This window comes from Embleya sp. NBC_00888 (genome assembly GCF_045207655.1).
Classification (GTDB): domain Bacteria; phylum Actinomycetota; class Actinomycetes; order Streptomycetales; family Streptomycetaceae; genus Embleya.
Window position 1 is genome coordinate 3,951,895 of record NZ_CP108785.1, and the last position, 21,996, is coordinate 3,973,890.

Genomic DNA, 21,996 nt, shown 5'->3' on the forward strand with positions numbered 1-21,996 from the left:
CGCGCCGCCATCCGCTACGGCCGCCCGTGGCGTCGATCGTCGAGTGCGGAGGCCGCCCGCGGGCTGTGCCGATTCCGTTCGGAAGCTCCGGATTCCACGGACCCGGTGGGTGCCGTGGTCCCGGTCGACCGGTTCCCGCAGGCCGTGTCCGGCGGTGGGTCCGATGGCATCGAGCGATGCGCAGGGCCGCTTCCTTCGACCGCAACGCGGGCTCGATGGCCGGGTGATGGCGCTCTCGGACGCCCTGTCGGGTCGCTCCTTCCCGGCCTCTCGTCGCGTGTTCACGGGCCGACGTCCGGAGGAGGTCCCATCACCCTCGGGAGTGGGAACCAGTGCCTCCCAGGCCCCTTCGGCGGCCTGCGAAGGGGCACTGGGAGTCGGGTTCAGGGGCGCTCCGACCGATGCTCATCGAGGCTCTGTGTGGCGATCTGCGGGCCTGAGAGCGTTTCGGCGTGGGGGGACTTGTCGGATGGGATTTTTGGACACTGTATCGATGATGAAATGGCTTCCATGCCTGTTTGATGAGCGCGCGATGGGTATGCTGGAGCCTGTTCTTGCTTGAGGAGCGCAGCCCCCGGAGGGCCTTGTTCGGCCTGCCCGTGTGTGGCCGGCTCCACCCGAAGACACGTACGCTCCCGTCGCCCGGCGGGAGCGTGGCTTGTAGTGCCAGAAAAGAGTGCCTTGTGACTGATTCCGGCATCCTCTCCGTCGCCACCGAGTCCGAAGCCGACGGTTCCCTCGATCCCTCCGCCGCCCCCGCCCCCGCACTCGCACCCACGTCCCGCGACGGCAACGGCGGGGAGGGCGTGGCGTACGGCGCCAACGAGATCAGCGTGCTGGAGGGGCTGGACCCCGTTCGCAAACGGCCCGGCATGTACATCGGTTCGACCAATGAGCGCGGACTGCACCACATGGTGCAGGAGATCGTGGACAACTCGGTCGACGAGGCCCTGGCCGGTTTCGCGGACCGGATCGACGTGACGCTGCTCGGCGACGGCGGTGTTCGGGTGGTGGACAACGGGCGTGGCATTCCCGTGGGTCTGCACCCGGAGAAGCGCAAACCGGCCGTCGAGCTCGTGTTGACCGTGCTGCATGCCGGCGGGAAATTCGGCGGCGGCGGATACGCGGTCTCCGGCGGGCTCCACGGAGTGGGACTGTCGGTGGTCAACGCCCTGTCCACGCGCCTGTTCGTGGAGGTGCGCGCCGACGGATACCGGTGGAGTCAGGGATATCGCAACGGTGTGCCGACCGCGCCCCTGGCTCGGCACGAAGCCGTGACCGACACGGGCACCTCACTCACCTTCTGGGCCGATCCGAACGTCTTCGAGACCACCGAGTACTCCTTCGAGACACTGGCCCGCCGCCTCCAGGAGATGGCCTTCCTCAACAAGGGCCTGACCCTGGCGCTGACGGACGAACGCGCGGGCGCGCGGGAGCCGTCGGGCTCGGGCGACGGCGGTGTCGAGAAGGCGGGGGCGGACCGGGCCCGGTCGGTCTCGTACCGCTACCAGGGCGGCATCGTCGACTTCGTGAAGCACCTCAACTCCCGCAGGGGCGACCCGGTACACCCCTCGGTCATCTCCCTCCGGGCCCAGGGCACGGGGCAACACCTGTCCGTGGATGTCGCGATGCAGTGGAGCACCCGCTTCAACGAAGGCGTGTACTCGTTCGCCAACACCATCCACACCCACGGGGGCGGCACGCACGAGGAGGGATTCCGTACCGCCCTGACCGGTGTGGTCAACCGCTACGCCCGGGAGCGGAGGCTGCTGCGGGACAAGGACGACAACTTCTCCGGCGAGGACGTGCGCGAGGGGTTGACCGCGATCGTCGCGGTGAAGTTGACCGAGCCGCAGTTCGAGGGCCAGACCAAGACCAAGTTGGGCAACACACAGGCGCGGACGTCCGTCCACAAGGTGGTCCACGAGCAGTTGGCGGACTGGTTCGACCGGAACCCGAACGAAGCGGCGGACATCGTCCGCAAGGCGATCGCGGCCCGGAGTGCCCGGGTCGCCGCCCGCAAGGCGCGCGATCTCACCCGCCGCAAGGGCATGTTGGAATCCGCCGCGCTACCCGGCAAGCTCGCGGACTGCCAGTCCACCGAGGCCGACGCGTGCGAGATCTTCATCGTCGAGGGCGACTCGGCGGGCGGCTCCGCGAAGTCCGGCCGCGACCCCCGGTACCAGGCGATTCTGCCGATCCGCGGCAAGATCCTGAACGTCGAGAAGGCGCGCATCGACAAGATCCTGCACAACCAGGAGATCCAGGCGCTCATCTCGGCGTTCGGCACCGGGGTCCACGAGGACTTCGATCTCGGCAAGCTCCGCTATCACAAGATCATCCTGATGGCGGACGCCGACGTCGACGGCCGGCACATCAACACCCTGCTGCTGACCTTCCTCTTCCGCTTCATGCGGCCCCTGATCGAAGCCGGACACATCTACCTCTCCCGACCCCCGCTCTACAAGATCAAGTGGAGCCGGGACGACAGCCAGTACGCCTACACCGACCGCGAACGCGACACCCTCGTGGAAATCGGCCGGCGACACGGCAAGCGCCTGCGCGACGACACCATCCAACGCTTCAAGGGGCTCGGCGAGATGAACGCCGAGGAACTCCGCGTCACGACCATGGATCCGGACCATCGCGTGCTGGGGCAGATCACGCTCGACGACGCCGCCCTGGCCGACGACCTGTTCGCCGTCCTGATGGGCGAAGACGTGGAGGCCCGACGCTCGTTCATCCAACACAACGCCCAGGACGTGCGCTTCCTCGACATCTGATCCACCCTCGGCGCCGTCGCCGCGCACGCCGCCGGCATCCGCGAGGTCCGGCGCGATCGGGGCTCCCGGCGCGGAGCGCGGCACACCGGGCGCGCCGAGATCGTAAGGCCGGCGTCCTCCGGGTTCGGCGGGCAACAGGCAACATGTGCCGACACTTTCGCCGAAGGCGCGGGCAACACCGGGGAGGCCGGAGCCGGTTCGCGCACAGCGCACCCTCGTCGCACGCGCCCCCGAAGCCCGCGCAACGCCGCGTCACCCCCACCGGCCACCACGGGCACCCCCTCGCGGGGCACCCCACGCCGAACCCCACAAGCGCGGCTTGCCCGAACGTTCGCGAGATCGCCCCGTGTTCCGAGGTGGATCGCCCGTATCCCCGCATGGGGGCTACGCGTTGGGTCGGTCGGTTTTCAGGGGGTTGCCGGGGGCGTGGTCGCCGAGGCTGTTGAGGAGTTGGCGCAGGAGGCCGGCGAGGCGTTCCTGGTCGTCGCCGCTCAGTTTCGCGAGGAGTCTCGCCTCCAGGTCGACGTGGTCGACGACGACGCCGTCGATGAGGTCGCGGCCACGGTCGGTCAACGTGATCAGCACGCTGCGCCGATTGAGCGGATCGAGTTCGCGGGTCACCATCTCCCTCGCGACGAGACGGTCGATCCGGTTGGTGATCGCCCCGGAGGTGACCATCGACGACTCGACGAGCTGCTTGGCGGTGAGCCGGTACGGGTGCCCGGATCGGCGCAGCGTACCCAGGATGTCGAATTCCCAAAGCTGCAGGTCGTGCGTGGCGAAGTGGTCGCGAAGCTCACGCTCGAGCAGTCGGCAGGCGCGCTGGATCCGGGCCACGACGCCCATCGGCGTGGGGTCGATGTCGGGCCGCTCGACCCGCCACTGGTCCATCCGCCAGTCGACGTTGTCCTCCACGGGCTGCCGCCTCCCAGAACCTCTTAACGTGAAACTGTTTGACGCCATCCTAACAGGGAGCTACATTCGCCAACGTTGAATAGTTCAACGTTAAGGAGAACAGATGCTCCGGGACCCGAGCCGGTCGGACACGGGACGCGCGTCCCCGTCCGGCGGCACGCTGGGACTGACCCTGCTGACCGCGACCGCACCGGCCACGTGGGGCACCACATACCTGGTCACCACCGAGTTCCTCCCGGTCGGCTATCCGCTGGTGTCCGGAGTGATCCGCGCGCTGCCGGCGGGGCTGATCCTGCTCGCCGTCACCCGGCGACTGCCGCACGGCAAGTGGCTGTGGCGCTCCCTGCTGCTCGGCACCCTCAACATCGGCGCGCTCTTCGCCCTGCTGTTCGTGGCCGCCTACCGCTTGCCGGGTGGCGTCGCGGGGACCCTCACCGCCGTCCAGCCGCTGCTCGTCGTCGGCCTGGCGTACCTGCTCCTGGGCGAGCGGCCCACCCGCTGGCGGTTGGGCTGGGGGCTGGTCGGTGTGCTGGGCGTCGGGTTGATCGTGCTGCGCGGCCGGCTCTCCTTCGACCTGCTCGGCGTCCTGGCCGGCATAGCGGCCGCCGGCGTGATGGCCGGCGGGATCGTCCTGACCAAACGCTGGGGACGTCCGGACGGCGTCGGCCCGGCGACCATCGCCGCCTGGCAACTCACCGCCGGCGGGCTCGTGCTCCTGCCGCTCGCGCTCGTCTTCGAGGGACTTCCGTCCGGACTGGACGCTCGTGCGCTCGGCGGCTACGCGTGGTTGTCCGGTGTGGGCGCCCTGCTTTCCTTCCTGGTCTGGTTCCAGGGCATCGGCAGGCTGCCCGTGGTCGCGGTGTCGTTCCTGGCCCTGCTCTCACCCGTGGTGGCCACGCTCCTGGGGTGGTTGTTCCTGGACGAATCGCTCACTCCGTGGCAGTGCTTCGGGTTCGTGCTCGCGCTGACCGCCGTCGCCGCCGCGCAACTGACCCCCGACGTCGTCCGTGACCTGGTCCGTACCCCCGCCACCGCCAAGGGAGAATGAACATGACGCGCACCGTGCTGATCACCGGAGCCACCGGAACCGTGTCCACCGCGCTGCTGGACACGCCGGCGGCGAAGGACATGACGCTTCGCGCGCTCGTGCACGACGAACGCAAGGCGGACGGCCCGCGCGGGCAGGGCGCCGAGGTCTTCGTCGCCGACCTCGACGACGCCCGGTCGCTGCCGCCCGCCTTCGAGGGTGTGCACGACCTGTGGCTGCTCACCCCGAACGGTCCGCGCGCCCCGGAGAACAACATGAACGTGCTCTGGGCCGCCCGCCGGGCCGGTGTGGAGCGCGTCGTGCGCCTGTCCGTGGTCGGCGCGGCGCACGACGCGCCGAACCGCAGCGGCAGGCTGCACGCGCTGTCCGACCGGGAGACCGAACGTTGCGGCATGCGCTGGACGATCCTGCGCCCGCACTGGTTCATGCAGAACCTGCTGAACGAGGCCGGCGACATGCGTGCCGGCGGCACGTTCGCGCTGAACATGGCCTCGGCGCGGATCGGCATGATCGACGCACGCGACATCGCCGAGTGCGCCGCCCGTGTGCTGTCGGACGACCCGGATCGCCACCACGGCAAGACGTACACCCTCACCGGCCCGCGCTCGCTGACCTTCGACGAGGTCGCCGAGCAGACGGGCCGCGTTCTCGGCAGACCCACGGCGTACCTGCCGGTCGGCGACGCGGCCAAGCGCGAGACGTTGCTCGGCTACGGCGTTCCGCCGTGGATCGTCGACATGCTCGAGGAGTACGCGCAGGCGTACGCCTCCGGGTGGGGGGACTTCACCACCGGTACGGTCGCCGACCTGCTCGGTCGCCCGCCGCGCGACATCGCCGACTTCGTCCGCGACCACGCCGCGGCGTTCACGACCGACGACTCCCGGTCGGCCGTGGACGCCTGAGGCCGCCGCCCGCCGCCCGCCGCCCGCCCGATCGCGCGGGTGCGCGACGGTGGGCCGGCGGCGGGTCCGCGATCCCTCGGGCACGAACCCCGCCGAGCCGCGTTCATGCAGGTCGGCGGGGCTGTCGGGGTGCGGCGGTAGGCTCATGGCATGGACCAGCAACACCTTGCCAACCTCGCGCACCTGCGCCGAGCGCGGGATCTGGTGGACCGCGAGTACGCGCGTCCGCTGGACGTGCCGACCATGGCCCGCCACGCGCTGATGTCGCCGGGGCATTTCTCCCGGGCCTTTCGGGCGGCCTACGGCGAGACGCCGTACAGCTACATCATGACCCGTCGGGTCGAGCGGGCGATGGCGTTGCTGCGCGAGGGCATGAGTGTGACCGACGCGTGCATGGCGGTCGGCTGTACCTCCCTCGGCTCGTTCAGCTCGCGGTTCACCGAACTGGTGGGCATGACGCCGAGCGCGTACCGCGCCGCGGACCACGAGGCCGTGCTGGCGATGCCCACGTGTGTGGCCAAGGTGCGCACCCGGCCGACCAGGGAGTCATCGGTCAGGATTGGAGAAGCGGCCCCCGGCACCGCCGTCTAGCGTTGTTCGCATGACCATTTCACTCCAGTACTGCCACATCACCGTCAACGACGTGGACGAGTCGCTCGCCTTCTACCGCGACGGACTCGGCTACGAGGTGCGCAACGACGTCGGCTCGGACGGGTTCCGGTGGATCACCCTCGGCAGCCCCTCCCAGCCGGACGCCGAACTCGTCCTGTCGGTGCCGCACGCCGGCCGGTCCGAGTCCGACGGCGACACCCTGCAGGAACTGCTCGTCAAGGGTGTGCTGCCGATGGTCGTGTTCCGCACCGACGATCTCGACGCGACCTTCGAGAGGGTGCGCGCCTCCGGGGCCGAGGTGCTCCAGGAGCCCATCGACCAGCCCTGGGGCCCGCGCGACTGCGCGTTCCGGGACCCCTCGGGCAACATGGTGCGCATCTCGCAGACGCCCAAGGCGTAACAACCGGCACACGTACGCGGCTTTCGTACGCCGCCGCCCCGGGGCTCGCCCGCCTCCGGGGCCGGCCGCGCGCGGAAGCCGCTTCGGCGCGCCGTCGATGGGTTCCACGGCGGACCCGGCCCCGTCTTCGTGTGCGGGAACCGCGCGGGGGCAGGTGTGTTCGGGATCACCGGAAGGCGGCGTTGTGGCTCCGGACGGCCGGAGCCGGTCGCAGGGCGTCCAGCATGGTGGTGAACTCGGCCCTCGTCTCCGCGAGTTCGCGTCTCGGATCGGATTCGGCGAGGATGCCCGCCCCCGCGTGCAGGCGTACGCCGTCCGGGTCGGTCTGCGCGCAGCGCAGGGCGACGACCCATTGGCCGTCGCCGTGCCGGTTGGTCCAGCCGACGAGACCGCCGTAGTAGTCGCGGGGGCGGGTCTCCAGTCGGCGGATCAGCGTGTGCGCGGCCTCGCGGGGCAGGCCGCACACCGCGGGGGCGGGATGGAGCAGGGCGGCCAGCGCGAACGCGGTGGGCGCGGGCCGGCGCAGCCGGGCGCGGATCGGGGTGCACAGGTGCCACAGGCGTCCGGCGGCCTTGAGTCGGGGTCGGTCGGGGATGTGCAGGCGGGTGCACAGCGGATGCAGGACGCGGCGCAGTTCGTCGACGACCAGGGCGTGTTCGCGCAGGTCCTTGACGGAGGCGGCGAGCGCGTGTGCCGCCGCCAGGTCGCGCACGGGGTCGCGATGTCGGGAGGCGGTGCCGGCGAGCGGGTTCAGGGCCAGCAGGTCGCCCTGTCGGGTGAGCAGGAGTTCGGGGGAGGCGCCCAGCAGCGCTCGGGCGCCGGGCGTGCCCGGCGGGTCGAGGGCGACGTGGAAGAGATGGGCCAGCGGGTGGAGTCGGTCCAGCAGGGCCAGCGTCGCGACGGGGTCGATGTCGCGGCGCAGGGTCAGCGTCCGGGCCAGGACCACCTTGTGGGCCTCGCCGGCACGCAGACGGCGCACGGCCTTGGCGACGGCTCCCACATAGGCCGCCTCACCCCGCGTGTCGACGCGATGGGGTCCGGTCGGTACGGCCGGCGGGCCCGGCCGGCGCTGCCGGGGTGTGGCCGTCACCCGGCCGAGTGCGAGCGCGGCGGGGGTGTCCTCGTCGAAGGGCAGGGCGCCGACGACGCACCAGCGTGGGTCGGCGTCGCGCAGTGTTCTCGCGGCCGCGTGCGCGGCTCGGGTGAACTGCCCGGGACCGAGCGGGACTTGGGTCGGAAGAGGCGTGGTGGACCGGGCCCGCAGGACGTGCCGGGACGTGGTCAGGAGCCAGTGTGCCGGGTCGTGGGACATGATCCGCTCCCGGGGGTCGTGCGGCTGGTGGTGCCGGCCGCGCGGGGACGCACCGTCGTCGATGTGGCGGCGGTGCGGGTGATACGACGGGTGTGATCGGAGGCGGGGGACACGTCGACGTCGGCGATGACGCGGGGTACGTGACGGGCCCCGGCGGGATCCCCACGCGATGCGCGGCCGCGTCGCCGTGCGCACCGTCCGGTCGATGCCGCCCACCGCGCCGGTGACGACGGGCACATCCCGGTCCGCCCCGGTCGGTCGCACGCCGCTCCTTCCGGGCGGCCGCGTGGCTGCCCGGCTGCCACTCCATCACCCGAACCCCCTCGCGTGGCAGGGCGTGTGGGGGTGGTGCGCGCGCACCCGAAGGCACCGGCGCGCGACCGCGCGCCGTGGCCGCACCCGGATCCGGCCCGCGAGACTCGAACGAGCGTAATCCGCCCCGCCTTCGCCCTGTCGGCCCTTCGTCCCCGCCGACGCAGGTCCCGGGCCGGGACCGATCCGGCCCGGCCGTGCCGACGTCGCCGGTCCCGCGGTCGTGCCGGCCGGCTCCACCCGGCGGTGATCGGCACGTTCGTCCACGACAATGTCCGGAGCCCGGTCGTCGGAAGTACCGGGTGGCGGGCGGGTCGCCGCACGGGTGGGGTCGACATGCCCGACCCCGGCCCTCACCCGGCCGCGAGCGCACGAACGGAAGGGCTGAGCGCGGGTGCCATACGGACACGGCCGGTGCCGGAAGTCGTCGAAGCGCGCCGCCGCGGAGGCGAGCGGATCCGTCCCGCGGACGAAGCCCTCGCGGCGCGGCGCGTTGCGGGTCTACCTCGGCGCGGCGCCCGGCGTCGGCAAGACGTACGCGATGCTCGACGAAGCCCATCGCCGGCTCCTCCGGGGAACCGATGTGGTGGTCGGTGTCGTGGACTGCGGCGGTCGGCCGCTCACCGAGGAGATGCTGGTCGGTCTGGAGATCGTCGCGCCACGCGAACTGGGCCACCAGCATGGCAAGTTCACCGAAATGGACGTGGACGCGGTGATCGCCCGCCGGCCGCGCGTGGCGCTGGTCGACGACCTGGCGCACACCAACGCGCCGGGATCGCGCAACGAGAAGCGGATCCAGGACGTCGAGGAGATCCTCGACGCCGGGATAGACGTGATCTCCACGGTCGATGTGCGGCAACTCGCGTCGCTCAACGACGTGGTCGAGTCGATCACCGGCGTCCCCGAGCGCGAGACCATACCCGACGCCGCGGTACGTCGGGCCGATCAGATCGAGTTCGTCGACCTGACTCCCGAGGAGCTGCGCCGCCGAATCGCCGACGGGGACGTGTACACCCCCGGGCGGGCCGATGCCGCCCTCGCGAACTACTTCCGCCCGGGCAACCTGACCGCGCTGCGCGAGCTGGCCCTGTTGTGGGTGGCCGACGGGGTCGACGAGTATCTGCGCGAACACCGGGGCCGGCACGGGTTCGACGCGATGTGGCCGACCCGGGAACGGGTCGTGGTGGCGCTCACCGGCGGGCCGGAGGGCGACACGCTGATCCGGCGGGCGGCGCGGATCGCGGGTCGGGGCTCGGGTGGGGAACTCCTGGCCGTGCACGTGGCCCGCAGCGACGGCCTGTCCGGATCCTCACCGGCCGACCTGGCCCGCCAGCGCCGGCTGGTGGACTCGCTCGACGGCACGTTCCACTCCGTCGTCGGCGACGACGTACCCGGCGCCCTGCTGGACTTCGCCCGTGGGGAGGACGCCACGCAGATCGTGCTCGGCAGCAGTCGGCGCAAGCCCTGGCAGTTCGTCCTGGGCCCGGGCGTGGGCGCCACCGTGGCCGCCCGGGCCGGCGACATCGACACCCACATCGTCACCCACGAGTACGCCGGTCGCGGGCGGGACGACCGACCCCGGCGCACGGTCACCGCCCGGGGGCGAGCCGTGCTGGCCTGGGTGGTCGCGCTGCTCGGGCCACCCGCGCTGACCGCCGCGCTCGTGCCGATCCGGGGCAACGCCGCGCTGCCCCACGACATGCTCCTGTTCCTGGCCCTGACCGTCGCGGTCGCGCTGTTCGGCGGCCTGTGGCAGGGGGTGACCACCGCCGTGCTCGGCTCGTTGTTCATGGACTACCACATGACGCCGCCGCTGGACACCCTGGACATCGCCGCGCCGGGAAACGTGCTCGCGCTGGTGGTCTTCGTGGTGATCGCGCTGGCGGTGGCGTCGGTCGTCGACCTCGCCGCGCGACGTACCCAGCAGGCCGAACGCGGTCGGGCCGAGGCGGAGACGCTCGGCTTCCTCGCCGGGAGCGTGCTCAGGGGCGAACGGGCGTTGCCCGCCCTGTTGGAGCGGGTTCGGGTGACCTTCGACATGCGATCCGTTTCGCTGCTGCGCCGGGACGGACCCCGCGGGTCCTGGGAGAGCGTCGGGTCGGTCGGCGTGGATCCGCCGACGCGGCCCGACACGGCGGAGGTCGAGGTCGCGGTGGACGAGTCGCTCGTGCTGGTCCTGTCCGGTCGCCCGCTGCCCGCGGACACACGCCGTGTCCTGGGCGCGTTCGCCGCGCAGGCGGCGCTGGTCCTGGAGCGGGGTGCCCTGGTCGCCGAGGCGGCGGAGGCGCGTCGGCTCGACGAGGGCAACCGGGTCGACACCGCGTTGTTCGCCATGGTGGCCCGGGACCTGCGGGCGCCGCTGGCGGCGATCAAGGCCGGGGCCTCCGGTCTGCGGGTGGAGGAGGTCGACTGGGAGCGGGCGGACCGGGCCGAGTTGCTCGCCACGATCGAGGCGGGCGCCGATCGGCTCGACCGGTTGATCGGCAATCTGCTCGACATGAGCCGGCTGCGGATGGGCACGGTCGACCCGTTGCCGAGCGACATCGCGCTGGACGAGGTGATCCCGGGGGCGGTGGCGCGGGCCGCGAGGTCGGGGGTGCGGGTGTCGATTCCGGAGACGTTGCCGACCGTTCGGGCCGACGCGGAGTTGTTGGAGCGGGTGATGGCAAACCTGGTGGAGAACGCGGTTTTGCACACTCCGGCGGACACGCCCGTGACGGTCGCGGCCGGGACGGCCCGCGGCCGGGTCGAACTGCGGGTGGTCGATCGTGGTCCCGGCCTGCCCGACGACGCCAAGGACCGGGTCTTCGAGGCGTTCGCGCGGCACGGAGACGCCCCGCGAAGTCGCGGTGTGGGCCTGGGACTTGCCGTCGCACGCGGCTTCGCCGAGGCGATGGGCGGCTCGCTCGCCGCCGAGGACACGCCCGGCGGCGGGCTCACCATGGTCTTCGCGCTCCCCGTCTCGACCGGGCCCAACCCGGGTGGGGTGCGGGGCGAACTCGCGAGCTGAGTTCATCCGCCGTGTGCCGTCTCACGAGCCCGGGTCACCCGCCGTGTTCCGGGCGGGCCTCCGGCTGCCCTGCCGCGCGCCGCGACGGTCCCCTCCCGGTCGCAGGCTCGCCCGCGAAGTTCGATGCGGTGCGGGCGAGTTGCCGGTCAGGACTTGGTGAGCGCGGCCGGACCGGTAGGCGTCGCGGCGAATCGGCGAAGGCTTGGTGTGGTCGTCGCGACCAGGGCGACCGCGCCGACGCACAGGAGGCCGCCGCCGATCAGGGCCGCCGTACCCGAGGTGGCGTTCGCGACGAGACCGCCGCGCAGGTTGCCGATGTCCGGCCCGGCCTGTCCGACGATCTGTTCGGCGGCGCCGACCCGGCCGAGGAACTCGTTCGGGGTGTGCAACTGGACGATGGTGTTCCGGGAGATGACGGACACGGTGTCGGCGGCGCCGGCCAGGACCAGGAAGCCGAGCCCCACCCACGGGTTGGGCGACAGACCGAACAGCGCGAGCGACCCGCCCCATGCGGCGGATCCGCCGAGCATCACCAGGCCGGGGCGGGGCAGTCGGGTGAAGGCCCCGGAGAGCACGGACGCGACGACGCCGCCGACGGCGATGGCGGTGAGGAACAGCCCGAGGGTGCGCGGATTGTCGTCGAACCGCTCGGCGTTGATCAACGGGAACAGGCTGATCGGCATCGACAGCACGGTGGCGGCCAGATCGGTCAGGAGCGCTCCGCGGATGACGGGGGTACGGACCAGGAAGGCCAGGCCGTCCAACACGCCTCGGAGACCGGGGCGCACCTGCTCGTCACCGGGGCTCATCCCGGGCAGGCCCAGCGCGCCGTGGATCGCCGCGAGGAAGGTGAGGGCGTCGATCAGGTGGCAGGCGCCGACGCCGAATCCGCCCACGATCAGCCCGCCCAGTGCGGGGCCCACCAGCATGGCGCCCTGGAAGGACATCCCGTTCAGGGCCAGCCCGGCCGCGAGTTGCTCCCTGGGCAGCAGGTGCGGGATGAAGGTGCGGGCCGCCGGGCCGCTGCCGGCCACGAAGCAGGATTGCAGCGCGACCAACAGCAGCACGCCCGTGGGCGGGAGGTGTCCGAGGAAGCCCTGCACGGCGAGCAGCAGCGAGCACGACGCCAGGCCGCAGGTGGTGATCAGATAGAACCGCCGCCGGTCCACGCGATCGACGAGCGACCCGGCGAAGAGTCCGAACGCGACGATCGGAAGGGCCTGGGCCAAGCCCACGGCACCGGTCCAGGCGGTACTGCCGGTCGTCTGCCAGACCTGGAACATCACCGCGACGACCGCCATTTGGCTGCCCAGGCCGGACAGGGTCCGACCGATCCACAACCGTCGAAACGGTGGTGACGTCCGCAGCGGGGACACGTCGATCAGCGCGTGCCTCACTCCCATGCGGGGTCCTGCGCCAGCTTCTCGGCGATCCGGTCGTGGAAGCTCTTGCGTTCGAGGGCTTGTTCGATGTCGGTGACGACGCGGGTGAGCGGATAGGGGATCTCCGCCTCGATCTCGGCGATGGCGGCCTCGGTGGCCCGCCACTCCGCCGCCAGTCGCCCGACGATGTCGCGGGCCTCGTCGGTGAGCGTCACCTTCTTGCTGCGCGCGTCCTCACCCGCGACGGTCCGCACCCAACCGGCGGTGCGCATCGCGGAGACCTTCTGGCTGAGCGCCGAATGGGTCCGGCCGACGGACTCGGCGAGTTCGGTGATGGTCATCGGCCCGGTGGCGTGCAGCCGGAGCAGTTCCATCACGAAGCTCGGCTTGAGCCCCTCGATGCGCTTCTCCGCGTACAGCCGGGCGATGTCCGCGTCCATCGACGCCTGGAGCAGCCGCAGCGGACGCCAGTGGCTGTGCCGGGAGGGATCGGATGCGTGGTCCTGGGGCATGCGGAAATCATAACAGCACTTATATAAGCACTGTCACATATTGCCGAACGCCCCCGTGCGCGAGCCGAAGCGGCTCGCGGGGGTGCGTCGGACGCCGTCGGCCGCAGGCGGTACGTCGAAGGCGGTGGGTGAGAGAGGCGGTGGGTACGAGGTCGTGGGTGAGAGGCCGCGGGTCAGAGCCAGTCGCGGCGCTTGAAGACGACGTACAGGCTCAGACACACGGCGGCCATCATGCCGATCGAGAAGGGATATCCGTAGGTCCACGCGCGTTCGGGCATGGTGTCGAAGTTCATCCCGTAGACGGTGCCGATCAGGGTCGGGGCGAACAGGATGGCCGCCCACGAGGAGATCTTCTTGATCTCGTTGTTCTGCGCGTGGCCGGCCTCGGCCAGCAGCTTCATCTCCTCGTTCTGGGCCTGGGAGACCAGAGTGGCGTTGAGGGTGAGGATGGCGCCGAGCATCTGCCGGAAGCCGTCGACGCGCTCGGCGGCGGTGGTGGCGTGGTCGGCGACGTCGCGCAGGTAGCGCTGGAGTTCCTCGTCGGTGCCGTACTTCTCGAATCCCGCCTCCAGGCTGCTCATGATCTCCAGGAGCGGACGGGTGGCGCGCTGGAACTCGATGACCTCGCGGGAGAGTTCGTAGATCCGGCGGGAGACCTTGGGGTCGCCGCCGAAGACCTCGGTCTCGATCTCGTCGATGTCGTTCTGCAAGCCCGCGATGACCGGGGCGTACCCGTCGACCACCGCGTCCAACACCGCGTACAGCACCGCCTCCGGGCCCAACGCGAGCAGTTCGGGGTCGCCTTCGAGCCGATTGCGTACCGCGGCCAGGTCCGGGGACTCGGAGTGGCGCACGGTCAGCACGAACTCCGGGCCGACGAACAGGTGGATCTCGCCGAAGTCCACCTGCTCGCTCGCGTCCAGGTAGCGAGCGGCCCGCAAAACCACGAACAGCGTGTCGCCGTAGCGCTCCAGCTTGGGGCGCTGGTGCGCGACGATGGCGTCCTCGACGGCCACCTCGTGCAGATCGAAGCGTTCGGCGGCGGCCAGCAACTGGGTCTCGGCCGGCTGGTACAGCCCGATCCAGGTCAGGGTGCCGGGCGCGCCGGGCAACTTCCGGTAGATCTCCTCCGGCGTCGCCGGCGCGTCGATCCGCCGCCCCTGCCGATACACGGCGGCGTCGACCACGCTGCGCGCCAGGGACACCTCGACCGGGGTCTGCGGGTCGGCCCGCGGGTCCATCGAGTGTTCGGGGGCGGGCTGCGCCCCGGTGCCGTGGGTCGCGTGGGTCGGCCGGACGAACGGCCGCTTTCCGGCACGGACCGCGCGTGCACGCCAGTCGGACATGACAGGAACCTCCAGAGGGATACACCCGCCACGGGCATCACCCCACTCCACCACCGCGCGCCTGCCCGGAAGGCACGGCGAGATGGCGAAGCGGCGAACAGCCGGTACCACGACGGGGGCATTCCGCGGCAGCCCACCCACGGCGGACCCGCGTCGCCACCCCGGTGCCGAGACTCGGCAGGGCAGGGGCGGACGCTAGGTCGCGAGCGAGGGCCGGCGCGGGACGCGAGGGGGACGGGACGAGGACGGGGACATGGCTGGGTGGGGTCGACTTCGACCCGGACTACTGCATGCCACAGCTCTCACCTCCTTGCCCTCGGACGCCCGACGGCGTCGCCGATCGCGGCAACAGGAGGCCCGGCCCGCGGATCGCGGACGGCGCACCCCTTGTCTCGTCAGAGCTTTGGCACGCCACGGCGTAGCGCCCGGGAGCCCGCGCGCAGCCACTTGGGGTCACCCCTTAAGCCGGGGAGACCTGTCCTGAACCTGGGCGTCTCTCGACGTCGTGGGGTCAGTGGCCTGTGTCCGTGACGACGCCTCACCGAACGAGGTGCCTGCACAACTCGGGCCAGTCTAGACCCGCCCCGCGAACGCCCGGTACACGGTTTCCGGCCCGCTTTCGCGATCCGATCCGATCCGATCGCGATGCGGGCTGCTCACGCGTCGGTGCGGGCGTGGTCCGTCCGGCACGATCGGTTCGTGCGGGATCCTCGGCCGTACAGCGCCACGAGGTGGCGGGCCAGGGCGAGCGCGGCGAGGAATGCCAGGAGCGCGCACACGCCGGGCCATCCGGCCCGGCCGTGGACCTGTACCCCGATCCAGGAACCCGCGCTGCCGCCCAGGTAGGCGCAGGTCATGTAGGCGGTGTTGAGCCGGCTGCGGGCGTCGGGGCGCAGCGCGAACACCCGGGCCTGGTTGGCGACCATGCCGGACTGCATCGCGATGTCGAGCAGCAGGGTGCCGAGCACCAGGGCGACCAGACCCGGGGTGCCGCCCACGGCGCCCGCGGCGAGGACGGGGGCACAGCCGAGGACCGCGAGCAGGCAGACCAGGTTCACCGTGTCGGGTCCCCCGCGGTCGACCAGGCGTCCGGCGATCGGGGCGCAGACCATGGTTGCCGCGCCGACCAGCGCGAGCATTCCCACCGCGTGGGCGCCCAGGTCGTACGTGGGGCCGGTGAGCAGGAGGGTCAGGCAGGTCCACACGGCCGAGAACCCGGCGAAGATCGTCGCCTGGTAGAAGCAGGAGCGGCGCAACTCCGGTTCGGTGCGCAGCAGGCGCAGGGGTTCGGCCAGGAGGGCCGGGTACGGCCGGCGCGAGGGCGGGACCGTCTTCGGCAGGACGCGCGCCAGGACGCCGGCGAGCAGCAGCACCAGGACCGCAGCCACCAGGTAGGGCGCGCGCCACCCCAGCCATTCGCCGAGTGACCCGCCAAAGGTGCGAGCCAGCAGCATGCCGCCGATCGAGCCGCTCAGCAGGGTGCCCATCATCGCGCCGCGGCACTCGGCGGCGACCAGCCCGGCCGCGAGCGGGCCGACGATCTGGGCGGCCACGGTGGTGACGCCGACGAGCGCGCTCGCGGCGACCAGGGGCGGCAGGGTCGGGGCGCAGCCCGCGGCCAGGAGGGCGACGCCGGTGAGGGCGAGCAGGGTGACCAGGAAGGTGCGGTGGGGGAGTCGGTCGCCGAGCGGCACCAGGAGGAAGATCCCGGCGGTGTAGCCGATTTGGGTCGCGGTCACCACCAGTGCGGCGGCGTCGGGCGACTCGTGCAGTCCGGTGGCGATCAGTGGGCTGATCGCCTGTGGGAAGTAGATGTTGCCCACGCCGACGGCGCAGGTCAGGGACAGGATCAGGACCAGGCCGCGGCTCATTGCACGTCCACCGAGTCGTGCGCGTCCACGGTGTCGGCGACGCGGCGGGTCGTTCCGGGGGAGGGCCCCGGGGACCGGGGGCGGGCTGCGTGTGTCATGCGTGGCAGTTCACGGCACCCGTGCCACGCCGCCAATGGATGTAGCGTATGGCTTAATGATCAGCTTCGAGCTCGGCGTCGAGGATCTCGCGGACACGCGGTTCGCGCTCTCGCCGCTGCACGAGACCGTGGTCAGTCTGCGGGTGTTGCGCGAGCCGGGACTGGCCGCGTTGCACCTGCCGTGGCGCAGAGCGGTGCTGGGCGAGCTCCGAGCGCTCGACACCGAGCTGTTGATGTCGTTGGTCGCGGCCAGGCTTACCCTCCCCGACTTCCTGACGCCGCGGCCGGCGACCTTCGCGGCGACCTTCGACGAGGAACTGGCCGTGGTGCGACGCACCCCCGCGGATCTGGTGCGGCGCGACCTGTCGGCCACGCACGCCCCGGACCCGCTGCCGGTCGCGCTGCTCGACGCCGGCGCCGAGGACGACGCGCCCGTGCTCGCGCTCCGTGACGCCATCTGCGAACTCCTGCGGCGGTACTGGGAGATCGCCGTCGAGCCGATGTGGCCGCGGATGCGCCTGTTGCTGGAGGCGGACATGACCTACCGCGCGCGGCAACTGGCCGTGGGCGGCGCCCGCCTGCTGTTCGCCGACATGCACCCGAATCTGCGCTGGCACAACGGGGTGCTGGAGATCGACAAGATGATCGGCCGGCATCACGTCTCGGCGTCGGGCCGGGGCCTGCTGCTCGTTCCGTCGGTGTTCGCGCACAAGCCCGCGCCCCCGGTCAGCCCGGAGGAACCGCCGTCGTTGGCCTACCCCAGCCGCGCGGTGGCGACGCTGTGGGCACGCTCGCCCGTCGCCGACCCGGCCGCTCTGGTGTCCCTCGTGGGTGCGTCGAAGGCGGGATTGCTCGGCCTCTTGGACGAGCCGCTGCCCACGGTCGAGATCGCCCGCCGGCTCGGCGTCACCCCGAGCGCGGTGTCCCAGCACCTGCGCGTGCTGCATGCCACCGGCCTGGTCTCCCGGGCGCGCGACGGACGGCACGTGCTGTACCGTCGCGCGCCGCTGGGCGACGAACTGCTGGGTGGGGGTCGGTCGGGGTAACTGCGCGCGGTTCGCGCGGAGTTCGGGGGTCAGTCGGGCGAGGCGTCCGGGGTGGGGTCGGGCGTGGCGGGGTCGGGGCCGGCGGCCATGCGGGCGGTGGCGACGTACAGTCGGTCGGCGCGTCCCGGGGGCAGGCATTCGCGTACGGGTTTCCCGGCGGTGTCGACCAGGCCGCGCCAGGCGGGCAGTCGGTGGTGGAGCATGTCCCGATAGTCGCAGCGCAAGCGCACTTCGCCGCGCTCGGACCAGGCGGTGAGGATCCGTCCGTGGTCGTGGTCCCAGACGATCAGGCGCCGCCCGCGCCACCTCGAGGCGACGGTCTCGTCCGTGTCCCGGCTCGTGACGGCCGCGTGCGTCGCCCGGCTCGCGGCGGCCCGCGACGGGGCGTCCGGGGACGCGGTGACCAGGGGTATCGACAGCGGCGGCAGGGGTGTCCGCGAGCGGTCGATCGCGGTGACGGTGACGGTGGCCGCGGGGCCCGATCGTCCGTCGGGTGCCGTGCTCCCGGGCGTCGCGTCCACGTGCACCCATGTCGACGCGGGGTCGGCGAGCACCTCGTGGGCCCACGCGGCCTGCCGGGCCCGTTCCTCGCGGGCCCTCGCCTGGGTGAGAGTGATCATCGTGACGGTCAGGCAGGCCGGACACAGATTCCGGCCGTCGTCGCATCGCGTCGTCACTTGTTCGGTGCGGGCGTCGCATCCCGAGCAGACGTGTCGACCGGTGCGAGCGGTGAGGAGTTCCTCGATGCCGGCGCCGTCGGGTGTCGACTCGCGTGCGTCGTACAGCGCGCGCACGACGTTCTCGTTGTCGCAGTCCCGGCCCCGCACGCGCGCGGCGACGCGTGCGCCGGGGTTACGGGGCAGATCCAGCCTGGCGAGTTGGTTCGCCTGCAGCAGTGGCCAGGGGACGGTGCCCCAGCCCTGGAACGTGCGACGGTCCTCGAAATCGTGGTTCGGCCGTGTGGTCACAGGTTTCGTGGCTCCTCGTGCGGTGCCCGATCGGTGGGGCTTGAGCCCGTTCGCACCGATCCCCCCTGACCGACCAAGCATGGCGCAACGAGCGGGGGGAGGGGTAGCCGGAATTTCGTCGAACCGCCGGCTGATGGGTGCGCACTCCGGGAGTTCGACCGAAATCCGTGCCCGAGGGCACTGTCTGACCCCCGAGCCGGTGTTGCGCTCGTGACTGTTTGGTCGGGGACATGGCGCGGCGAACCCTGCTCGGGTACGGTCGTTCCCCAGTAGTCGTGGCTCGACGTTCGTTCGCCCGTGATCGCGATCACGGGCGATTTTGCTGTCCACAGCGCTTCTCGGACCATGGCGATCACCTCCGGGCCCGCACCTCGCGTGGCGCGATTCCATTTATCTGATCGAGGAGTTCGACCGTGGCCAGTGGCACCGTGAAGTGGTTCAACAGCGAAAAGGGCTTCGGTTTCATCGAGCAGGACGGCGGCGGCCCCGACGTCTTCGCCCACTACTCGAACATCTCCGGCAGTGGGTACCGTGAGCTTCTCGAGGGGCAGAAGGTGACCTTCGACGTCACGCAGGGCCAGAAGGGCCCGCAGGCGGAGAACATCGTCGCCTCCTAGTACGTCGCCGGCCGCGGTGGCCGCAGGCCACCGCGGCACGACACATTTCGCCCGAAAACCGGCGCCGCGCGCACCCGGGGCCTTCGGGTCACACTCCGGGGGAGTCGACCCGGTACGGGACCAGGGTGGTGCGGTTCTCGTCGACGGCGAGCCGGTGCCCGGCGGCGGGATACGCCCGCCGGCGACAGTCGCGGCGCTCGCACACGCGGCATCCGAGGCCGATCGGCGTCGCCGCCCGCGAATCGCTCAGGGCGAGGCCGTCGGTGTACATCAGTCGGTGTGCGTGCCGGAGTTCGCAACCCAGGGCGACCGCGAAGCCGGCCCCGGCACCGCCCCACGCGCGCCGCCCGCGGGTGACCGTACGGGCGATCCGGAAGTAGGCGCGACCGTCGGGCATGGTGGCGATCCGGGTGAGGATGCGGCCCGGCGCGGAGAACGCCTCGTACACCGGGCCCGCGAGGTCCGCGTCGGCCACGATCGCGTCCAGCAGCGGGCCCTGTTCGAGCGCCGCGAGTTGTGTCGCCGTCTGGAAGGCGCGCCGTCCTGGGTCGGCAGCGCGTCCAGGTGCAGAATGCGGCCGACCGGATCGTAGGCGCGCGGGTCCACCGCTCGCGCGGAAGCCGGCGTGTCGACCACGCGGACCCCGTGCCGCCGCTCCAGCCGGGCCACCAGGCCGGGCGCCGCGGCGCCCGGCAGTACCCCCGCCTCCCGGGCGAGTTCCTCGGCCGCGTGGTCGAGTTCGGCCACGTGATCGTGCCGACGGGCGAAGAAGTCGCGGATCTCGTCGTGCGGTTCCGAGGGGCCGGTCCACGCGGCGGAGCCGGCGAGCGCGGCGACCTGGTCCGCGCCGTCCCGGTAGCGCCGATGCAGGGTGACCAGGGCACGCGCGACCGCGGGCATGCGCCGGGCCGGTTCCTCGGCCTCGGCAGGCGTGACATCGGCCCCGCACGCCTCGTCGGCCGGCGCCGCGCGTACGTCCGCGCCCAGCCATAGCGTGTCGGACTCGGCGAAGAAACCCGGCTCCACGACGCCTCGAACTCGCCGACCCACCGCGGTTACCCGGTCCAACAACTCGCCGTCGACCACTCGTTCCGGCCCGGCCCAACGGGACGTGCCGTCGATCGAAGCCCGACCGCGCCCCTGACGCCCGGACACACACGGGGCGCACTTGGCGGGGCGAGCGTGGGGATCCGGGGCGCTCGCCGTGATCCCGATATGGTTACGGTGCGCGTCGATATGACCACCATTGGTGACTTCTGATCTCGGGATACATCTCTCGTCCCGGCGGTCGTACTCGCGCGTTGTCCGATCGGAAGAGTGGACGGTGAGCCGGTGAGACCGGGTCGGACCGTCCGGGCAAGAGGAGGATTCGCATGGCGAAGGCGAAGTTCGAACGGACCAAGCCGCACGTCAACATCGGCACCATCGGTCATGTCGACCACGGCAAGACGACGCTGACCGCGGCCATCACCAAGGTGCTGCACGACGCCCATCCGGAGCTGAATCCCTTCACGCCGTTCGACGAGATCGACAAGGCGCCGGAGGAGCGGCAGCGGGGCATCACGATCTCGATCGCGCACGTCGAGTACCAGACGGAAAGCCGGCACTACGCGCACGTGGACTGCCCGGGGCACGCCGACTACATCAAGAACATGATCACCGGTGCCGCGCAGATGGACGGCGCGATCCTCGTGGTCGCCGCGACCGACGGCCCGATGCCGCAGACCAAGGAGCACGTGCTGCTGGCCCGCCAGTCCGGGGTGCCCTACATCGTGGTCGCGCTGAACAAGGCCGACATGGTGGACGACGAGGAGATCCTGGAACTGGTCGAGCTCGAAGTCCGCGAACTCCTCAACGAGTACGAATTCGACGGCGACAACACCCCGGTGGTGCAAGTCTCGGCGCTCAAGGCCCTGGAGGGCGACAAGGAGTGGGGCGAGAAGTTGCTCGGCCTGTTGAAGGCCGTCGACGAGAACATTCCGCAGCCCGAGCGCGACGTCGACAAGCCGTTCCTGATGCCGGTCGAGGACGTCTTCACGATCACCGGCCGCGGCACCGTGGTCACCGGCCGGATCGAGCGCGGCGTGCTCAAGGTCAACGAGACCGTCGACATCATCGGGATCAAGCCGGAGAAGACCACCACCACGGTCACCGGGATCGAGATGTTCCGCAAGCTGCTCGACGAGGGTCGGGCCGGGGAGAACGTCGGTCTGCTGCTGCGCGGCATCAAGCGTGAGGACGTCGAACGCGGCCAGTGCATCATCAAGCCCGGCTCGACCACCCCGCACACCGAGTTCGAGGCCACCGCCTACATCCTGTCCAAGGACGAGGGCGGCCGGCACACCCCCTTCTTCAACAACTATCGCCCGCAGTTCTACTTCCGCACCACGGACGTCACCGGCGTCGTGACCCTCAACGAGGGCACCGAGATGGTGGTGCCCGGCGACAACGCCGAGATGACCGTCAACCTGATCCAGCCCGTCGCGATGGAGGAGGGCCTGCGCTTCACCATCCGCGAAGGCGGACGTACGGTCGGCGCGGGTCAGGTCACCAAGATCAACAAGTAGTCCTTGCTGTCGAACAGCGAGCACAGGGCCCGGACTTCGCGCTCCGGGAGCGGCCGGTCGTCCATCCGCGCGATGCCGGATCGACGACCGCCGCTTCGCGCGTCGCCCTCGCGACGCCGACCGCCCGCTCCGTCCGCCTCGGGGCGGGATCACCGCCTTCGAACAACAATATGACGTCTTTCGCCGTATCGCCCCGACCCCGCTGTCGGGCGTGTCAGACTCCGACTCGGGAGCAACCAACGGCACATACCCGGTCGTGTCGGCCGTGCGCCGAACGCGAAGAGCCTCCCGGCCT

General features: G+C 71.4%; 16 protein-coding genes, 1 pseudogene and 1 riboswitch. Of the genes and pseudogenes, 9 read left to right on the plus strand and 8 right to left on the minus strand.

The annotated features are described in order from the left end of the window. Positions 1–683 precede the first annotated feature (683 nt). Positions 684–2,783: a DNA topoisomerase (ATP-hydrolyzing) subunit B gene (gene gyrB / locus OG948_RS51455; protein ID WP_331771976.1), complete on the plus strand. Its 2,100-nt coding sequence runs from the start codon at positions 684–686 to the stop codon at positions 2,781–2,783. Positions 2,784–3,167: 384 nt separating this feature from the next. Here the strand turns inward: gyrB and OG948_RS51460 are convergent, their stop codons facing one another. Then, entirely contained in the window at positions 3,168–3,698 is a 531-nt protein-coding gene (locus OG948_RS51460) for a MarR family transcriptional regulator (protein ID WP_331771977.1), read from the minus strand. Between the two features lie 103 nt (positions 3,699–3,801). On the opposite strand from OG948_RS51460, the gene OG948_RS51465 reads away from it, so the two are divergent. The 4 genes from OG948_RS51465 to OG948_RS51480 all read left to right on the plus strand — a co-directional run bounded on the left by OG948_RS51465 (position 3,802) and on the right by OG948_RS51480 (position 6,660). Further along, a complete protein-coding gene (locus tag OG948_RS51465; RefSeq protein WP_331771978.1) occupies positions 3,802–4,746 on the plus strand; it encodes an EamA family transporter in 945 nt (314 codons plus the stop codon). Positions 4,747–4,748: 2 nt separating this feature from the next. Next, on the plus strand, positions 4,749–5,648 hold the full coding sequence (locus OG948_RS51470; RefSeq protein ID WP_331771979.1) for an NmrA family NAD(P)-binding protein: 900 nt from the start codon (positions 4,749–4,751) through the stop codon (positions 5,646–5,648). A 150-nt stretch (positions 5,649–5,798) separates the two neighbouring features. Continuing rightward, the gene (locus OG948_RS51475; protein ID WP_331771980.1) at positions 5,799–6,239 is read left to right on the plus strand and encodes a helix-turn-helix transcriptional regulator; all 441 of its coding nucleotides are present in this window, start codon (positions 5,799–5,801) and stop codon (positions 6,237–6,239) included. Between the two features lie 10 nt (positions 6,240–6,249). Then, on the plus strand, positions 6,250–6,660 hold the full coding sequence (locus OG948_RS51480; RefSeq protein WP_331771981.1) for a VOC family protein: 411 nt from the start codon (positions 6,250–6,252) through the stop codon (positions 6,658–6,660). 166 nt (positions 6,661–6,826) lie between these two features. Here OG948_RS51480 and OG948_RS51485 read toward each other — a convergent pair whose 3' ends face one another. Beyond that, positions 6,827–7,972, minus strand: coding sequence for an isochorismate synthase (locus OG948_RS51485; protein ID WP_331771982.1), 1,146 nt, complete (start codon positions 7,970–7,972; stop codon positions 6,827–6,829). A gap of 853 nt (positions 7,973–8,825) precedes the next feature. Between OG948_RS51485 and OG948_RS51490 the strand changes: the two genes are divergently transcribed. After that, on the plus strand, positions 8,826–11,294 hold the full coding sequence (locus tag OG948_RS51490) for an ATP-binding protein (protein ID WP_406300912.1): 2,469 nt from the start codon (positions 8,826–8,828) through the stop codon (positions 11,292–11,294). A 146-nt stretch (positions 11,295–11,440) separates the two neighbouring features. On the opposite strand, the gene OG948_RS51495 is transcribed toward OG948_RS51490, so the two are convergent. The 4 genes from OG948_RS51495 to OG948_RS51510 form a co-directional block, all read right to left on the minus strand. After that, positions 11,441–12,697 (minus strand): MFS transporter, encoded by a 1,257-nt coding sequence (locus tag OG948_RS51495; protein ID WP_331771984.1) that lies wholly within the window; start codon positions 12,695–12,697, stop codon positions 11,441–11,443. Next, positions 12,688–13,188 (minus strand): MarR family transcriptional regulator, encoded by a 501-nt coding sequence (locus OG948_RS51500; protein WP_331771985.1) that lies wholly within the window; start codon positions 13,186–13,188, stop codon positions 12,688–12,690. The genes OG948_RS51495 and OG948_RS51500 overlap by 10 nt, the downstream gene beginning before the upstream one ends. 173 nt (positions 13,189–13,361) lie before the next feature. Continuing rightward, on the minus strand, positions 13,362–14,534 hold the full coding sequence (locus tag OG948_RS51505) for a magnesium and cobalt transport protein CorA (RefSeq protein WP_331771986.1): 1,173 nt from the start codon (positions 14,532–14,534) through the stop codon (positions 13,362–13,364). A 377-nt stretch (positions 14,535–14,911) separates the two neighbouring features. Beyond that, positions 14,912–15,091: riboswitch (M-box (ykoK) riboswitch) on the minus strand. 99 nt (positions 15,092–15,190) lie between these two features. Continuing rightward, entirely contained in the window at positions 15,191–16,405 is a 1,215-nt protein-coding gene (locus OG948_RS51510; RefSeq protein ID WP_331771987.1) for an MFS transporter, read from the minus strand. Between the two features lie 154 nt (positions 16,406–16,559). Here OG948_RS51510 and OG948_RS51515 point away from each other — a divergent pair, with 154 nt between their 5' ends. Then, entirely contained in the window at positions 16,560–17,549 is a 990-nt protein-coding gene (locus OG948_RS51515; RefSeq protein WP_331771988.1) for an ArsR family transcriptional regulator, read from the plus strand. 29 nt (positions 17,550–17,578) lie between these two features. Here the strand turns inward: OG948_RS51515 and OG948_RS51520 are convergent, their stop codons facing one another. Then, positions 17,579–18,517 carry a hypothetical protein gene (locus OG948_RS51520; protein ID WP_331771989.1) on the minus strand — a complete coding sequence of 313 codons (939 nt, stop codon included), beginning with the start codon at positions 18,515–18,517 and terminating at the stop codon, positions 17,579–17,581. A 413-nt stretch (positions 18,518–18,930) separates the two neighbouring features. Between OG948_RS51520 and OG948_RS51525 the strand changes: the two genes are divergently transcribed. After that, on the plus strand, positions 18,931–19,134 hold the full coding sequence (locus OG948_RS51525; RefSeq protein WP_331771990.1) for a cold-shock protein: 204 nt from the start codon (positions 18,931–18,933) through the stop codon (positions 19,132–19,134). 88 nt (positions 19,135–19,222) lie between these two features. Here OG948_RS51525 and OG948_RS51530 read toward each other — a convergent pair. Beyond that, positions 19,223–20,058: pseudogene (locus OG948_RS51530) on the minus strand (short-chain fatty acyl-CoA regulator family protein); the annotation flags it as partial. 449 nt (positions 20,059–20,507) lie between these two features. Here OG948_RS51530 and tuf point away from each other — a divergent pair. After that, the gene (gene tuf, locus OG948_RS51535; RefSeq protein WP_331771993.1) at positions 20,508–21,701 is read left to right on the plus strand and encodes an elongation factor Tu; all 1,194 of its coding nucleotides are present in this window, start codon (positions 20,508–20,510) and stop codon (positions 21,699–21,701) included. Positions 21,702–21,996: the final 295 nt, after the last annotated feature.

Bases quoted from the DNA above. Each gene is read 5' to 3' on its own strand.
- OG948_RS51470 (WP_331771979.1), top strand. From the start codon at position 4,749: ATGACGCGCACCGTGCTGATCACCGGAGCCACCGGAACCGTGTCCACC.
- tuf (WP_331771993.1), top strand. From the start codon at position 20,508: ATGGCGAAGGCGAAGTTCGAACGGACCAAGCCGCACGTCAACATCGGC.
- OG948_RS51485 (WP_331771982.1), bottom strand. From the start codon at position 7,972: ATGTCCCACGACCCGGCACACTGGCTCCTGACCACGTCCCGGCACGTC.
- OG948_RS51475 (WP_331771980.1), top strand. From the start codon at position 5,799: ATGGACCAGCAACACCTTGCCAACCTCGCGCACCTGCGCCGAGCGCGG.
- OG948_RS51500 (WP_331771985.1), bottom strand. From the start codon at position 13,188: ATGCCCCAGGACCACGCATCCGATCCCTCCCGGCACAGCCACTGGCGT.
- OG948_RS51490 (WP_406300912.1), top strand. From the start codon at position 8,826: ATGCTCGACGAAGCCCATCGCCGGCTCCTCCGGGGAACCGATGTGGTG.
- OG948_RS51515 (WP_331771988.1), top strand. From the start codon at position 16,560: ATGATCAGCTTCGAGCTCGGCGTCGAGGATCTCGCGGACACGCGGTTC.
- OG948_RS51505 (WP_331771986.1), bottom strand. From the start codon at position 14,534: ATGTCCGACTGGCGTGCACGCGCGGTCCGTGCCGGAAAGCGGCCGTTC.
- OG948_RS51465 (WP_331771978.1), top strand. From the start codon at position 3,802: ATGCTCCGGGACCCGAGCCGGTCGGACACGGGACGCGCGTCCCCGTCC.
- OG948_RS51495 (WP_331771984.1), bottom strand. From the start codon at position 12,697: ATGGGAGTGAGGCACGCGCTGATCGACGTGTCCCCGCTGCGGACGTCA.
- OG948_RS51510 (WP_331771987.1), bottom strand. From the start codon at position 16,405: ATGAGCCGCGGCCTGGTCCTGATCCTGTCCCTGACCTGCGCCGTCGGC.
- OG948_RS51480 (WP_331771981.1), top strand. From the start codon at position 6,250: ATGACCATTTCACTCCAGTACTGCCACATCACCGTCAACGACGTGGAC.